General features: G+C 34.9%; 22 protein-coding genes and 6 pseudogenes. 11 read left to right on the forward strand and 17 right to left on the reverse strand.

The window, feature by feature from the left end; all coding sequences use genetic code 11:
• Window positions 1-499: pseudogene (locus QW060_RS24905) on the reverse strand (DnaA N-terminal domain-containing protein); the annotation flags it as partial.
• A 183-nt stretch (window positions 500-682) separates the two neighbouring features.
• On the opposite strand from QW060_RS24905, the pseudogene QW060_RS24910 reads away from it, so the two are divergent.
• From QW060_RS24910 to QW060_RS24920, 3 genes and pseudogenes are all read left to right on the forward strand, one after another.
• A pseudogene (locus QW060_RS24910) lies at window positions 683-1082 on the forward strand (acyl-CoA thioesterase).
• A gap of 54 nt (window positions 1083-1136) precedes the next feature.
• The gene (locus tag QW060_RS24915; protein ID WP_290365383.1) at window positions 1137-1664 is read left to right on the forward strand and encodes a hypothetical protein; all 528 of its coding nucleotides are present in this window, start codon (window positions 1137-1139) and stop codon (window positions 1662-1664) included.
• Window positions 1648-1896 (forward strand): hypothetical protein, encoded by a 249-nt coding sequence (locus QW060_RS24920; RefSeq protein ID WP_290365384.1) that lies wholly within the window; start codon window positions 1648-1650, stop codon window positions 1894-1896. Before QW060_RS24915 ends, QW060_RS24920 begins: the two co-directional genes overlap by 17 nt.
• Here QW060_RS24920 and QW060_RS24925 read toward each other — a convergent pair.
• Both QW060_RS24925 and ribD read right to left on the reverse strand, forming a co-directional pair.
• Window positions 1878-2492 (reverse strand): IMPACT family protein, encoded by a 615-nt coding sequence (locus tag QW060_RS24925; protein ID WP_290363659.1) that lies wholly within the window; start codon window positions 2490-2492, stop codon window positions 1878-1880. The two genes, QW060_RS24920 and QW060_RS24925, sit on opposite strands and share 19 nt — an antisense overlap.
• 1 nt (window position 2493) lies before the next feature.
• Window positions 2494-3532: pseudogene (gene ribD, locus QW060_RS24930) on the reverse strand (bifunctional diaminohydroxyphosphoribosylaminopyrimidine deaminase/5-amino-6-(5-phosphoribosylamino)uracil reductase RibD).
• A 39-nt stretch (window positions 3533-3571) separates the two neighbouring features.
• On the opposite strand from ribD, the pseudogene prmC reads away from it, so the two are divergent.
• The 4 genes and pseudogenes from prmC (at window position 3572) to QW060_RS24950 (ending at window position 5090) form a co-directional block, all read left to right on the forward strand.
• Window positions 3572-4418 (forward strand): annotated as a pseudogene (prmC, locus tag QW060_RS24935) (peptide chain release factor N(5)-glutamine methyltransferase).
• Window positions 4419-4541: 123 nt separating this feature from the next.
• The gene (locus tag QW060_RS24940) at window positions 4542-4673 is read left to right on the forward strand and encodes a hypothetical protein (RefSeq protein ID WP_290365385.1); all 132 of its coding nucleotides are present in this window, start codon (window positions 4542-4544) and stop codon (window positions 4671-4673) included.
• The gene (locus QW060_RS24945) at window positions 4670-4891 is read left to right on the forward strand and encodes a hypothetical protein (RefSeq protein WP_290365386.1); all 222 of its coding nucleotides are present in this window, start codon (window positions 4670-4672) and stop codon (window positions 4889-4891) included. Before QW060_RS24940 ends, QW060_RS24945 begins: the two co-directional genes overlap by 4 nt.
• A 7-nt stretch (window positions 4892-4898) precedes the next feature.
• Complete coding sequence (locus QW060_RS24950) at window positions 4899-5090, forward strand: hypothetical protein (RefSeq protein ID WP_290365387.1); 192 nt, start codon at window positions 4899-4901, stop codon at window positions 5088-5090.
• A 107-nt stretch (window positions 5091-5197) separates the two neighbouring features.
• Here the strand turns inward: QW060_RS24950 and QW060_RS28230 are convergent, their stop codons facing one another.
• A complete protein-coding gene (locus tag QW060_RS28230; protein WP_317623247.1) occupies window positions 5198-5740 on the reverse strand; it encodes an ABC transporter permease in 543 nt (180 codons plus the stop codon).
• A gap of 128 nt (window positions 5741-5868) precedes the next feature.
• Window positions 5869-6462, reverse strand: a complete 594-nt coding sequence (locus tag QW060_RS28235; RefSeq protein WP_317623248.1) for an ABC transporter permease — start codon at window positions 6460-6462, stop codon at window positions 5869-5871.
• Window positions 6463-6610: 148 nt separating this feature from the next.
• Between QW060_RS28235 and hisS the strand changes: the two are divergent.
• The 4 genes and pseudogenes from hisS (at window position 6611) to QW060_RS24975 (ending at window position 9169) form a co-directional block, all read left to right on the forward strand.
• Window positions 6611-7957, forward strand: a pseudogene (hisS, locus tag QW060_RS24960) (histidine--tRNA ligase).
• Window positions 7958-8130: 173 nt separating this feature from the next.
• A complete protein-coding gene (locus QW060_RS24965) occupies window positions 8131-8568 on the forward strand; it encodes a hypothetical protein (RefSeq protein WP_290365388.1) in 438 nt (145 codons plus the stop codon).
• 17 nt (window positions 8569-8585) lie between these two features.
• The gene (locus QW060_RS24970) at window positions 8586-8924 is read left to right on the forward strand and encodes a hypothetical protein (protein ID WP_290365389.1); all 339 of its coding nucleotides are present in this window, start codon (window positions 8586-8588) and stop codon (window positions 8922-8924) included.
• Window positions 8921-9169, forward strand: coding sequence for a globin family protein (locus QW060_RS24975; protein WP_290365390.1), 249 nt, complete (start codon window positions 8921-8923; stop codon window positions 9167-9169). Before QW060_RS24970 ends, QW060_RS24975 begins: the two co-directional genes overlap by 4 nt.
• A gap of 108 nt (window positions 9170-9277) precedes the next feature.
• Here the strand turns inward: QW060_RS24975 and QW060_RS28740 are convergent.
• The 12 genes and pseudogenes from QW060_RS28740 to QW060_RS25035 all read right to left on the reverse strand — a co-directional run.
• Window positions 9278-9798 (reverse strand): annotated as a pseudogene (locus QW060_RS28740) (RNA polymerase sigma factor); the annotation flags it as partial.
• A 45-nt stretch (window positions 9799-9843) separates the two neighbouring features.
• Window positions 9844-10053 carry a hypothetical protein gene (locus tag QW060_RS24995; protein WP_290365393.1) on the reverse strand — a complete coding sequence of 70 codons (210 nt, stop codon included), beginning with the start codon at window positions 10051-10053 and terminating at the stop codon, window positions 9844-9846.
• On the reverse strand, window positions 10035-10265 hold the full coding sequence (locus QW060_RS25000; RefSeq protein ID WP_290365394.1) for a hypothetical protein: 231 nt from the start codon (window positions 10263-10265) through the stop codon (window positions 10035-10037). Before QW060_RS25000 ends, QW060_RS24995 begins: the two co-directional genes overlap by 19 nt.
• 33 nt (window positions 10266-10298) lie before the next feature.
• Window positions 10299-10448: a hypothetical protein gene (locus tag QW060_RS25005; RefSeq protein WP_290365395.1), complete on the reverse strand. Its 150-nt coding sequence runs from the start codon at window positions 10446-10448 to the stop codon at window positions 10299-10301.
• Window positions 10449-10460: 12 nt separating this feature from the next.
• Complete coding sequence (locus QW060_RS25010; RefSeq protein ID WP_290365396.1) at window positions 10461-10961, reverse strand: glycosyltransferase; 501 nt, start codon at window positions 10959-10961, stop codon at window positions 10461-10463.
• Between the two features lie 125 nt (window positions 10962-11086).
• Window positions 11087-11191, reverse strand: coding sequence for a hypothetical protein (locus tag QW060_RS28745; RefSeq protein ID WP_397386137.1), 105 nt, complete (start codon window positions 11189-11191; stop codon window positions 11087-11089).
• Between the two features lie 16 nt (window positions 11192-11207).
• A complete protein-coding gene (locus QW060_RS28245; protein WP_317623249.1) occupies window positions 11208-11555 on the reverse strand; it encodes a hypothetical protein in 348 nt (115 codons plus the stop codon).
• The gene (locus QW060_RS28250; RefSeq protein WP_317623250.1) at window positions 11515-12021 is read right to left on the reverse strand and encodes an FAD-binding protein; all 507 of its coding nucleotides are present in this window, start codon (window positions 12019-12021) and stop codon (window positions 11515-11517) included. Before QW060_RS28250 ends, QW060_RS28245 begins: the two co-directional genes overlap by 41 nt.
• A 228-nt stretch (window positions 12022-12249) precedes the next feature.
• Complete coding sequence (locus QW060_RS25020) at window positions 12250-12417, reverse strand: mechanosensitive ion channel family protein (protein WP_290365397.1); 168 nt, start codon at window positions 12415-12417, stop codon at window positions 12250-12252.
• A 167-nt stretch (window positions 12418-12584) separates the two neighbouring features.
• Complete coding sequence (locus tag QW060_RS25025; protein ID WP_290365398.1) at window positions 12585-12737, reverse strand: hypothetical protein; 153 nt, start codon at window positions 12735-12737, stop codon at window positions 12585-12587.
• A 49-nt stretch (window positions 12738-12786) separates the two neighbouring features.
• Window positions 12787-12942: a hypothetical protein gene (locus tag QW060_RS25030; RefSeq protein WP_290365399.1), complete on the reverse strand. Its 156-nt coding sequence runs from the start codon at window positions 12940-12942 to the stop codon at window positions 12787-12789.
• A 5-nt stretch (window positions 12943-12947) separates the two neighbouring features.
• Window positions 12948-13140, reverse strand: a 193-nt coding sequence (locus QW060_RS25035) for an RNA polymerase sigma factor (RefSeq protein ID WP_290365400.1), incomplete at its 5' end; no start/stop codon positions are given.

The following is a 13140-nucleotide window of genomic DNA, read 5'->3' on the forward strand; positions in this document are numbered from 1 at the left end:
ACCTGCACTACGACCTAAGCGATTCGATTCCCCCTCCAGAAAATTATCAAAGCTGTAGTTGGAATTGAGTTGTGATTCTATTTTTACGTTGCGGATACCCGGAATCACAAAAGGATTTTTGATTTCCGGATTTTTTGTTTGTATGGGTACGTCGAGCTCCTGAGTCTTTACAGGTTTCACGCTGACTGCTTGGTAGTTGTTCCGTAAAAGGCTGCTTGTTGCCCTGCGTATTTTCCATACGAATCTTATAAAGAAGCCGGGCATTATGTCCCAGTTCCTTTATCAAAGCTGATTTTAATATCTTTACATAATGTTCTTCCAGCCATTCATAAAAAAACTTACTGGGTACCTGAATATACAATGCATTTTCTGTAGTCAGTTCAATTGCAACAATCGGTTCAAACCATGTTTTGAAAGCTTGCTCATCTATATTGTCTTTTATGAATTGAAGACAACGAGTCCATACAGATTCTGCAGTTTTATTCGTATAATCAAGCATTTTTTGTGAATATTATTTTGTTAATTTGGTCATGAAAGAAAAATAGATAATTCTCTTCTTTTAGTATGACAAATATGTGAACAAAAATTTGTTTAAAAAAAAACTATTTGCTGTTTGATTTTTAAAAAAAAAATTGTAAGTAATATTTAATTCAATATCAACCTAAAAATAAGATAAAAAATAATGAAAAAATTCGATGTCAGTCTGCGTGTTCGTTATGCAGAACCGATCAGATGGGAGTAGTGTATCACGGAAATTATGCACAGTATTTTGAAATAGGAAGAGTGGAATGGCTTAGAAATCAAGGTGTTTCCTATAAGTGGATGGAAGAAAATGGTATCATGCTGCCTGTAGTTTCTTTGAGTATGGATTATAAAAAACCTGCCCGGTATGATGACCTGCTTACCATCACAACCATCTTTAAAAAACAGTCTTCTGTGAAGATAGAATTTGACTATGAAATACATAATGAAAAAGGGAGTTGTTAACAACCGGATACTCCATGTTGGTCTTTGTTGATATGAAAACAGGCCGTCCGGTAGCACCACCGGATTATATTCTGGATAAGCTGAAAAACATCTGAATTGGACCCTATGTTTAACTAAATGTTAATACGTGTTTTGATTCGCGTAAGAAAATGTATTTTTACAAGAAAACGTATGAGAGCAATTTTTTTTTACTATTCGTTACTTCGGTTTGTTTTGGTCAGGATCGGAAGTTGTTAAAGGGGACAGTGAGTACACAGCATGAAATAACTGATCCGGTGCGCGTGGTCAATGTTACTTCAGGTGAAGAAGTGTATACGGGAAGAAAAGGAAGTTATCAGATAAAAGCAAAATTAAATGATGTACTGTCTTTTTCTCATATAGAGTTTATCGAGCAGAAGATCACTATTTCTGATCCGATATTAAAACGCAACCGACTCGATATTTTTTTATCAAGTAATATGACGGTGCTTAAAGAACTTTATATTGATAAAACAGATACTTTGAATGCTTCTTTAGGGTTTGGTAAAATGGATATGACACCAGCTGAGAAATCATTATATGCAAGCAATCAGTTTTCTCCCGGAGAAGGAGTTACAGGTGTAAAGCTGGATGGATTGCTAAACCGCCTTTCCGGACGTCACCAAAATGCTGAAAAACTGGTTGAAATTAGAGACTAACGAAACTAATGTAAAGAAATTTAAACAGATTTTTCCTGAAGAATATTTACAGGAAGAGCTCAAAATCAAACCTGAAGATTTTAATTTATTCATCTATACAATAGTTGAACAGGAGGGATTTGATATTCATATGGTACAAAAGTCGATTACCTATATCCAGTTTTTACAGGAGCATGCCAGAAATTTTGAAAATCGATGGAATATGAAAACTGATCATTTTTCGTCTTTATAACGGATTTCCACTTCATATACCTGATCAAAAGCATCATGTACAGCTGCTGCTTCCTGTAGACGGACAGCTAATTCAAACTCACAGCTCAGCTCCATTTTTTGGCGTATGAGCTGTATGTTTTTTTCCTTTATAATGCGCATTACCTTATTCATATTTTTATAATCAAATGAAACGATAAAGTGTACATCTATGGTTCGTTCCTCAATTTCTGCCACTTCCAGAGCCATTTGTGCTGCTGTTTTATAAGCCTGTACCAGACCGCCAACACCTAATTTTATTCCGCCAAAGTAGCGCACAACCACTACAAGAACGTTGGTGACATCAAAAGACTGAATCTGTCCGTATATAGGCATTCCCGCACTATTATTAGGTTCGCCATCGTCATTGGCACGGAAATATATCTGTTGAGTTCCTAATTGAAAAGCATAACACCAGTGGCGTGCTGTGTAATGCTCTTTTTTTAATTTTTCCAACAGTTCTTTTACTTCATCTTCCGTTGTTACCGGATACGCATAACCATAAAACTTACTGTTTTTTTCTTTAAAAAGGATTTCTTCTGAGGCGGTTACCAGTGTTTTATAAGTATCTTTTTCCAAATCAGTTGTTTTTTAGAAGGAGCAGACGGTCTTCTGCAACAGATTCAACAGTCCGGCTTTTATAAGTTCTTATCAAAGGAGCTTTTATACCATTATTAAGTACGATATTGCTTTCAAAATTACGTGCTTCATCCCATATATTAGCTTGAATAAAAGCCTGTAATGTTTGGAGTCCGCCTTCAATGATAATGGATTGAATCTGACGCTTGTAACAAATGTCCATAATCTGCGGTATGACAGCTGTTTCAAAATCTATTTTTTCATAGGAAACGGTGTCTATAGGTGTTTCAGATTGCGCGGTAATACAAATGGTTGAAGCGAAATCATCAGTGATAGCATACGCTGAGGAGATTTTTAAATCCCGGTCTATATACATTCTTATGGGGTTTCTCCTTTCCAGCTTCTGACGGTCAGAGACGGATTATCATCAATGATGGTTGTGTTCCCACCAGAATAGCTTGCTCTTCACTTCGCCATTTATGAGTGAGTTGTCGGGAATATATATATAGAAATCCAAACGGGTTTGAGTTCTTCTTTATGTAAGGGTGCGATAAAACCATCAGCTGAAGCTGCCCATTTTAAAATTACATACGGACGCTTTTTTCGTGGTAAGCAAAAAACCTTTTATGAGATTCCCGGCATTGTTCTTCCAGAACGCCTAATGTCACTTCTATACCGTGATCCTGAAGTTTTTTGATTCCCTTACCGGAAACTTCAGCAAAAGTATCGATACATCCTATTACTACCCGTGGTATTTTTTTTGTGATAATCAAATCGCTACAGGGAGGTGTCTTGCCATGATGACTACAGGGTTCCAATGAAACATACAGAGTAGATTGCTGTAACAACTCCTGATCTTCTACACTGTTAATGGCGTTGACTTCTGCATGAGCTCCCCCATAAGCAGATGTGAATCCTTCACCAATAATCGTATCTTTGTACACAATAACAGCACCTACCGAAGGGTTAGGCATTGCAGCTGCCAAACCAATCCGGGCAAGTTGTAAACAGCGATCCATGTATTTTTCGTGTGTGGTCATGAGCAGTTTTTTGCAAATTTAAAAGTTTAAAACGAATAGATGAATTTAAAAGACTATAAAACACAATTATAAATGCTTTACTTACCGTTGTAGAAGAAGAAGAGGCCAACAGCTTTTTTTATATAGCACTGGATGAGTTGATGCATATGCGCAGGGTAGATCTGGTACTGCAAGAGGTTGTGCTGAGTGCTGAACAGCTTGCGCAATGGCAGGGGGTACTGGAACAATTGCTTACAGAAAAGCCGATACAGTATGTATTTAGTAAAGCTTATTTCTATGGATTGGAATTCTCAGTAAATGAACATACCCTCATACCGAGACCCGAAACGGAAGAACTGGTGGAATGGATTATACATACGGTAAAACAGCAACCTTTAAAGCAATGGCGTATTCTGGATATCGGTACCGGGAGTGGATGCATACCGGTTACACTTGCAAAAAATATTTCCAATGCTGTTGTTACATCTATGGATGTATCTGAAAAAGCATTGGAAGTTGCGAAAAGAAATGCAGATCATAATGGCGTATCGGTGCGTTTTTTACATCAGGATGTTCTCAAAACTGTTTCTATCGAAGAATATGATCTTATTGTTTCGAATCCACCGTATGTACGCCATCTTGAAAAAATTGAAATTCAGAAAAATGTCCTGGGATATGAGCCTCATCTCGCTTTGTTTGTAGATGATAGTAATCCGTTACTGTTTTATCGTAAGATTACGGAACTGGCAGATGCGTTTCTGGCTCCTGGCGGACACTTGTTTTTGAAATCAATCAGTATCTGGCTAATGAAACATTAGCGCTGTTTGAAAATACACGCTTGAAAACTACTGAACTCAGAAAAGATATGAGAGGAAATGATCGTATGGTTCATGCTGAGAAAAAGTAACAAAAGACGATTTTATCTTAAAACCATAGGGTAGATTTACTAAAATGTATAACAGGTTTGTAGGGTATATGCTTTATAAAAAGTACTTTTGTGATTCATTAAAAAATAAATTATGAAAATAGTATGGGCTGTTTCTGCTTTATTTTTGCTGGTTTCATGCAAAAAAGAGCTTATCAGAAACAATTAGAAAAAGACTTCGCTACTGAATATTGCGATTGTCTGAGCAAACAATCTGATAAAACTCCTGAACATTGATAGGAGAGGAAACTATTAAATGTGTAGAAGACTTTTTTAAGAAAAGAGAAAAAGATGAGGCTGCTTTCAGAGCGCTTATCGCTACGAAAGGATATGATGCTGCTTCCCTTTCAGAATTCGATAAAGGAAAGTTGTTCGGCAGAGAAATTGTTGTAAATGCAGCAGAAGATTTGGTTAATAACTGTGATATTTATGTAAAATCTCTGAACACGATTTAAAGACAATATGAAAAAGCAGATATTGGCACAAGGTGGAGAGAATGCTATTGCTACTGCTATCGAGAATTTAAAATCTATGGAATCTTCTATTGTTTCTATGGGCAAAACAGATCAGTCTAATTACTATCTGAGTTTGGGAATTCTGCATGAATTTTTGAACGATACTAAACAGGCAGTTGTTTCTACGAAAAGTCATTAGCGGCTGACCCGACAACTGAAGCCCGAGCTTATAAAATGTTGCTTGAGAAAAAATAAAAATTCTTTTTAAAAATCATGAGACATCATTACCTGTAAGGTGTGTATGTCTCATTTTTTTATCTGTGAGTTGTCGTATTTATCATAACGCAAAGCCTCTACCGGATCCAGTTTTGAAGCTTTTATTGCCGGGTATAGGCCGGAAATAATGGCAACTACAAAAGAAGTGATGATAGCAGCTATTATTGCCATCCACGGAATTACAAATGCAAAACCAATGATTTTTGTAAAAATATAACCGGTAAGCAATCCAGAATCATTCCTACCAATCCACCTAATTGACTGATGACAATAGTTTCTGTAAAAACTGAAATAAAATGGTGTTTTCTTAGCGCCGAGTGATTTGCGGATTCCGATCTCTTTAGTTCGTTCCGTTACAGAAACCAACATAATATTCATAAGAGCAATGGAAGAGCCGAAAATGGTAATAACCCCTATCATCCAGGCAATAGCGGTAAGCATTACCGTCTGATTCTTAAGAGATTCTATTAAATCATCACTTCTGCGGATTCCGAAGTTGCTTTCCTGAGACGGATTTAGGCCTCTTATCTGACGCATTTTGAGAGTAGCTTCGTCAATTGTGGTATTGAGCAACTCATTCTGAGTGACCAGTGTCTGTATCTCATAATCAATATTGGCTAAAGTAAAAATACCACGGGCAATATTCAGAGGGATAAAAGCTCTTAAATCCTGCTTATTGCCAAAGATGGATCCTTTTTCTTTTAAATTCCGATGACTTTGAATTTCGTTCCGCGAATGGATACTATTTTATCAATAGGATTAGTGTCCTTAAAAAGGCCTTTTGCAAAATCAGCTCCTAAAATACAGACAGCATTGTTGTTTTTTACATCGAATTCATTAAACGGTCTTCCGTTTTCAAATTCAAGTCCGCTATTCGTAAAATAATATTCGTCCGCTCCGATAATCGATACTTCCGGATCTGTCTTTTTAGATTCGTATTTTACCTCTGTAGTACTTGATGCTGTGAAAGAAATTGACGTTGTAATATATGATTTATCAAGGCTTTCTTTAAAAGCTTTTGCCTGATTATAATTAATAACCGGATTTATTTTTACATCATTATTTCCTGAACTGATCTGTGATGAATAATCATATCGGCTGATGTTAAAGGTGTTGGCGCCCATTGAGGCGAAATTGCTAAACAAAGTATTTTCCAGTGCGCTAACAGCAGATAAAATACCTACCAACGCCCATATACCAGACGCTATGATAAATACCGTAAGTATGGTACGCAATAATTGGCTTCGGATAGCGCCTAATGCAATTTTTGTATTTTCAAAAAGCAGTTTCAACATATATCTATTGGTAGTTACAGTACTAAAAAATGTTACAATAAAATCAAAATTATTTTATTCCGAAAAAATAAAGTAGGATATTTGTTGACCGATCTTTTATAAGGTTATAAATAAAATAAAATAGTTTAAAAATGGCACAAAAACAAGTATTCCAAAAGGTACAAGAGATTTTTCTCCAAATGAAGTAACAAAACGTCAGTATATAATTGCTACGATTAAAAAACATTTTGAGCATTTTGGTTTTCAGCCTATCGAAACACCTTCTTTTGAAAATTTAGATACTTTGATGGGTAAATACGGGGAAGAAGGTGACCGGTTGATTTTTAAAATATTGAATTCAGGAGATAAAGTAAAGAAAGCCAATATACAGGCACTGGAAGAGATAATCTGGCACTTTTTTCTAATTCATTGTCAGAGAAGCACTTCGGTATGATTTAACAGTTCCTTTTGCCCGTTATGTTGTACAACATCAGAATGAGATTGATTTTCCATTCAGACGCTATCAGATACAAACCAGTGTGGCGGGCAGATAATCCTCAAAAAGGAAGATTCAGAGAGTTTTATCAGTGTGATGCTGATGTTGTAGGCTCAAAATCTCTTTGGCAGGAAGTAGAACTTATACAACTATACGATGCAGTATTTACAGATTTGAAAGTAGAAGGTGTAACGATAAAAGTAAACAACCGAAAAATTTTATCAGGTATTGCTGAAGTTATTGGTGCAAAAGATAAATTGATTGATTTTACAGTAGCTTGGATAAGTTAGATAAAATAGGAGAAGACGGTGTTAAAAAAGAAATGCTGGCTAAAGGAATTTCTGAACAGGCATTAGAGAAAGTGCAACCACTGTTTGCATTTTCAGGAACTTTTTCAGAGAAAATTACTCAGCTTTCTGCTCTTTTAGAAAGTTCAGAAGAAGGTCGTAAAGGTGTAGAAGAATTACGATTTATCTGCGATGCTATTGATAAAATCGGTCTGCAGTCGGCTGTGCTCAATCTGGATGTCACACTCGCAAGAGGATTAAATTATTACACAGGAGCGATTTTTGAAGTGGCGGCTCCTGAAACTGTAAAATTAGGTTCTATTGGCGGTGGTGGAAGGTATGACGATCTTACCGGGATTTTCGGGCTTAAAAATGTAGGAGGTGTTGGGATTTCTTTTGGATTAGATCGTATATATCTTGTTTTGGAAGAGTTGAATGCATTCCTGAAACGGTATCTTCGACCTCAAAAGTATTATTCTGAATTATGGCGATGATGAAATCTTATATGTACTGCCTGCTTTGAAGAAACTCAGAGAAGCCGGAATCAAATCTGAGTTATATCCTGACAAAGCTAAAAATGGACAAGATATAAGTACGCTGATAAAAAAGGCATACAGTATGTGGTAATTGCAGGAGAAACAGAGAAAATAATAATATATTCATTTTGAAAAATCTGGTAACCGGAGATCAAAAACAGTTGACAACGGCGCAGCTTATTTCGGAGTTGTCATAAAATATTTGTTCCTTTATTCTATTATCCAAAAGCGGTTCTTAAATTAAGAACCGCTTTTTTTATTTAAAATCAGAACATTATATTTTTTTTTGTTAAAAATTAGGTAATACTAAATCCAAATTTATGATTCTATCGTACATACTATAAAGGTAATCTATAAAAATACAAAAGCTATGAATTTAAAAAAGACTCTTAAAATTGTTGGTGGAAGTGTAGGGGGGATTATATTGATATTATTTGTTATTCTCGTTGTGCATATTGCTACCGCAAAATCTGTTGAATTAGATAATAATACGCTTCAAATCAGTCGTATGGATTTTAATAAGCCATTGGACAGTTTGGAAAGAAAACAAATTTTATCGGATTTAAAGTCAATACCCGGAGTAAAGAAAGAACATCTCAATATGGAAAACGGAGTGCTTGTCTATTATCATGATAACACCATCATTAGTGCAAAAGAGGTTTGGGAACAGATGGTTGCCAAAAGGAATTATTCTGTTGCTCAATATGTAGTTTCAGCAGAAGCGGCAAGCAAGCAGGTATGTCCTGTTGGAAATTCAGATAGTTTTAGTTATAAGTTTTCGAGAGGGGTACAACGTCTCTTTAATTAATTTTAAATATAAATAGTATGAAGACAAAATTTACAAAAATTGCAGTTTTAGTTGTTTTATTAGCCACAGCAGGTGGTATGATCTCCTGTGGGGATGATGATAATGTGACGCCACAGGAGAAGTCGCTTTATCAAAAATTGGGTGGATTTGAAAAAGTCCCTGATCCTAATAATCCCGGACAGATGATTGAAAAAGGACGTTTAAGTTATCGCTCAGTAGTCGATAGTACTATTATGCTTATTGTGAGTGATATAGGTACAGGTGCATCCGGAAATCTTGGAATGCACTTTGCTCCGATAGTTGCTGAGGTAGGTTCCGGAAATACAACCAAAGTAGCTGTTCTGAGTAAAATTTGACCGACTTCTTTTCAGCAAATACTGGAGGTGGAGCAACAAATACATATTCAGGACTCAACATGGTTGAGGCTCATAATCCCGCAACTAATCCAAGAATGGGGAAAAAAGCAAACAATGCTGATTATGATAAATTTATTGGATATGTAGGTGCAGCAGCAGGACTGAATGGTGTTACTGATCCTAAGATTATTGGGGAAGTTGTTAGCGTTTTAGAATCTTTGAGAGCTCCTATTGTACAGGAATAATTGAGTTCATATCTTATGTTTTTTAATATTACAAAAGACCTTTCCAAAAGAAGGTCTTTTGTTTTTATACGTTTTACCCAACATTTAAATACTATATGTTGATGAATATTATTTTTTTTGTATCAATTCTGTCAGTAGTTTTTTTGCTCTAAGCATTTTACCTTAACATTTCCTATGGGTTCTTCTAACTTTTCTGAGATTTCGTTATAAGAAAGCTCCTGAAAGAAACGCAGCTGTATGATCTCCTGATAATGAGGCTTTAGCTGTTTTATATATTGTTTTAACGTAAGCAGTTTCTGTTCCTGTATCAGCTGGTCTTCTATAGAAGGAGATCATCAATGATGTCAAAAAAGAAATTTTTTTATTGTTTTCATCAATTTCAACAAAATGGGTGGATTTTCTCTTGCGGATCATGTCTATATGTACATTTTTGGCAATGGAGATGAGCCAGGTGTTAAACTTGAATTGTTCGTTGTATGTATTATTTTGTCAAATGCTTTTGAAAATGTTTCGATGGTTATGTCTTCAGCATCGGTTTCATTTGCAGTTTGTTTAAACATAAAGCCATATACTTCATTCCAGAAGTGATTGAGTAAAGCGGTAAAAGCTGCCTGATCACCGTTTTTGCTTTCTGAATAACGCTTTGTATGTTAGCCGGAGTTATTTCCACAGATTTATTTTGAATTAAAAACAGACTTTAAAGATACATTTATTAATGTGATTAATTGTGCAATTTCTATTAAAGGAAATGTTAAAGCTAAATCAGGCTGTTGAAATTTTTTGACTGCTTTTGATGCAATCAGCCATACAAACAGAAAGCGGAAAATAAGAAGTGCCACTACAATTTCCCACTCTATCTGAAGGATTAAAAGCACAATTGCCATAAGATAAAAGCACAGTTGTGATATATTAAAAAGTTTGATCTTGAATTTGTAGCAAACTTAAAGGTATTCAGTAGCTGAGAATGTTCTTTTTTTAACGATACAAACTGGCGGTAATTTTTTAGCACAGGTACAATTAACGTCGCAGAAGATTGTTCGCATAAGGTGGTGTTTTTTACCTGTTGCAGCCTGATTGACAAAAAGATCATTTTCATATTTAGGGTTCTGCATATGATCAATAAAACCTTTCACCTTATAAATTCCTCTTTCTTATAGGCGATGTTTTTAAGATTGACCGTAAAAGGATTTCCTGTTCGCGTCCATGCAAAACTGTGTAGTTGATTCCAGATCATATCATAAACGAATGATCTTATTGAAAAAGCCTTTCTTTTTCTCATACATGCTTGTTCCTAATACAATGGTTTTATTAAGCGTAAATGAGAACTCATCTGCATAAGCCATGTTTCTGATGAAGGTCTGTTTTCAGCATCGATAAATAATAAATATTCGTGTTTTGAAGCTTTTATGCCCAGTGTAAGAGCATATTTTTTACTTCCCCAAAATGCCTGATTATTTTCTACGTCAACAATGCGGATGTTCGGATACATAGAAGCATATTCTTTAAAGATGTCAAGGGTTTCGTCAAATGAAGCATTGTTGACCAGTACCAGTTCAAATTCATGGTAATTTTGGTTCAGTAGTAATGGCATTATTTTTCGTACCTCTTCAGCATTATTTTTTGCATAAAGAATAACGGATACCGGTATGCGTTTCGGGTTGTTTTCAGCAGTTGGGAAAATACAAATTCTCTGAAAATACCTAAGTAATAAAATAATTGAACAATAACGATACCAATAAAGATATAGAGTAATGTTAGCAGCATGTTTTATATGTTTCAATTTGGTAGGCAAAAATACCGTTAACTTAACAGATGTACAACTATAAACGTTAAATTTATTGACTTCAGGGGCTTATTTCGATGCAAAAACTTCTTTTACTTTTGACTGAATTTCATAAGCCGTACCAGGTAATTAATTCATTTCCTGTTGCATTTCCCATAATTTACCAATACCAATGCCTGTCTTTGATGTACTCCGGCATCGCCTCTTCGAAATCCTTTATAGCCTGCCTTTTCAATCAACCAGCCTGCAGTATCTTTACTTCATTTTCACTGACACTATAATAAGGAGCTTCCGGAAAACGTAGAATGAATTCATCAAAAGCGGTTTTTGAAATGATCGGATTTTTGAAAAAACTTCCACTGTTTCCAATTTCAGCAGGATTAGGTAGTTTGGATGAACGGATGGCAATAACCGCATCACTGATGTCTTTTTAGTCGGTACGGTAATATTTCGCTTGGTCAGTTCATTCTGTATATCACCATAAGCGGTTTTTAGAATGTGATTTTTCTTGGTAAGCCTGAAACGCACTGATAAGATGACATGTTTGTTTTTGGCTTCGTTTTTAAAAAATACTTTCCCGATATCCGAATTTACATTCGGCATTAGAAAATTGTTCCGTTTCTAAGGTTTCAATATTCAATGTGGTACATGAAATAAAAATATCTTTAATTTCCACTCCATAGGCTCCTACATTTTGCATTGGAGCAGTACCGACATTTCCATATATCAAAGATAAATTTTCGAGTCCTCCATATCCGTGCGCAATAGACCACAGTACCAGTTCATGCAATATTTCTCCTGATTGTACCTCAATGATAACATGGTCTTCAGTTTCATCTTTAATTTCAATTCCCTTTAAATCTACTTTTATGACCAGTGCATCAAAAAAATCTTTTGTGAAAAGCAAATTACTTCCTCCTCCTAAGAAGAATAAGTTTTCTTTGTCTTTGTACGTCTCAATCAGATTTTTTAGAACAGTGGTATCTGTTACAGAAGCAAACCATTTTGCTTTGGTGTCAATACCAAATGTATTATAGTTTTTTAAAGAATAGTTGGGAATTAGCGTCATATTTTATAGGTATTGCGAACAAAATGAGTTAAGAGTTATAACGGAAATATTTCATAATCAAGATGGGTTGATTTTACAATCAGTTCCGTACGGTCTTAAGTGATATGGAAGCGACAATCAATCCGAGAATAATACTTAGATTGTTTGTGATAAGACTCAGATCAAAACCCATCTGATTTAAGGCGTTCAAAGGGAAAAAAAGTAAAAACTCAACCGAGTAAAATTGACTTAATATATCTTTAATCCGGCATTGAGCTGTAAAATCTGAAGAAATAAGTTTAATTTGCTTTTGAGCAAATTCGTCACATAAAACCCTATCGATAAAATAATCAGTCCACCTATGATACGCGGCAGATAACTGATGATTTCATTAATCACCAGAGTAACTCCCGGCATATTGAAAATATCGGCTCCGATTACAACAATGATCAGTACATAAACCAGTTTTATAAAACCGATTATAATTTTCCGGATGTCAAACTTTAAATTCAGGCTGTTTAAATAATCAATATTATTTACATAATGATTAATTTTATCAACCTTAGCAAGAATGAGAACTCGGCTTAAATCTTAACAATAACTTTGAATAATATCCAGGAAACAGGGATAAAAAGCAGTACATAAAAAAACTTTATGAGAAGCATTTTTATATTATCATGCCAGATGCCTGACCATACAGCGGGATCTGAAATATTGTAAAAAAAATCACTATTCATTATTATTATCTTTTGAGTTATTGTCTTTTTTAGATCTTTATTGGGTTTGTCACTGAATGAGGAAAATACCTGTGGAATACCAACCAGATAAAGTTCCGATAAGTCTATTGGTCAATTTAATCAAATCGATAACATCCATCACCTTATCTTTTATCAAGCCAGGCAAATCTTCTTTAATTAATATTTTTTTAAAAGGGTTCTCCATACTAATTACAATGATTTATATTTCTTCATTACCTTTTGCTTGGATCGTTGTAATCTCAATTTAACTGCACTTACACCAATTTTTAATAACTCTGAAATTTCTTTAATTGATAAATCATCCTGATATTTCATTAACAATATAATTCTGTCCTGCACATCAAGCAATTCTAAGAATTTCCTGCAATTTAGCATAATTAAT

The organism is Paenimyroides ceti, from assembly GCF_030409925.1.

What these genes read in the sequence shown, in the direction of transcription:
- QW060_RS25005 (WP_290365395.1), bottom strand. Translation starts at nt 10,448, where the DNA reads ATGAGAAAAAGAAAGGCTTTTTCAATAAGATCATTCGTTTATGATATG.
- QW060_RS28245 (WP_317623249.1), bottom strand. Translation starts at nt 11,555, where the DNA reads ATGCCGAATGTAAATTCGGATATCGGGAAAGTATTTTTTAAAAACGAA.
- QW060_RS28250 (WP_317623250.1), bottom strand. Translation starts at nt 12,021, where the DNA reads ATGACGCTAATTCCCAACTATTCTTTAAAAAACTATAATACATTTGGT.
- QW060_RS24970 (WP_290365389.1), top strand. Translation starts at nt 8,586, where the DNA reads ATGAAGACAAAATTTACAAAAATTGCAGTTTTAGTTGTTTTATTAGCC.
- QW060_RS25000 (WP_290365394.1), bottom strand. Translation starts at nt 10,265, where the DNA reads ATGAAAATGATCTTTTTGTCAATCAGGCTGCAACAGGTAAAAAACACC.
- QW060_RS28235 (WP_317623248.1), bottom strand. Translation starts at nt 6,462, where the DNA reads ATGTTGAAACTGCTTTTTGAAAATACAAAAATTGCATTAGGCGCTATC.
- QW060_RS24995 (WP_290365393.1), bottom strand. Translation starts at nt 10,053, where the DNA reads ATGGCAATTGTGCTTTTAATCCTTCAGATAGAGTGGGAAATTGTAGTG.
- QW060_RS25020 (WP_290365397.1), bottom strand. Translation starts at nt 12,417, where the DNA reads ATGCCGGGAGTTACTCTGGTGATTAATGAAATCATCAGTTATCTGCCG.
- QW060_RS25025 (WP_290365398.1), bottom strand. Translation starts at nt 12,737, where the DNA reads ATGAATAGTGATTTTTTTTACAATATTTCAGATCCCGCTGTATGGTCA.
- QW060_RS24950 (WP_290365387.1), top strand. Translation starts at nt 4,899, where the DNA reads ATGAAAAAGCAGATATTGGCACAAGGTGGAGAGAATGCTATTGCTACT.
- QW060_RS24940 (WP_290365385.1), top strand. Translation starts at nt 4,542, where the DNA reads ATGGGCTGTTTCTGCTTTATTTTTGCTGGTTTCATGCAAAAAAGAGCT.
- QW060_RS24965 (WP_290365388.1), top strand. Translation starts at nt 8,131, where the DNA reads ATGAATTTAAAAAAGACTCTTAAAATTGTTGGTGGAAGTGTAGGGGGG.
- QW060_RS24915 (WP_290365383.1), top strand. Translation starts at nt 1,137, where the DNA reads ATGTATTTTTACAAGAAAACGTATGAGAGCAATTTTTTTTTACTATTC.
- QW060_RS25030 (WP_290365399.1), bottom strand. Translation starts at nt 12,942, where the DNA reads ATGGAGAACCCTTTTAAAAAAATATTAATTAAAGAAGATTTGCCTGGC.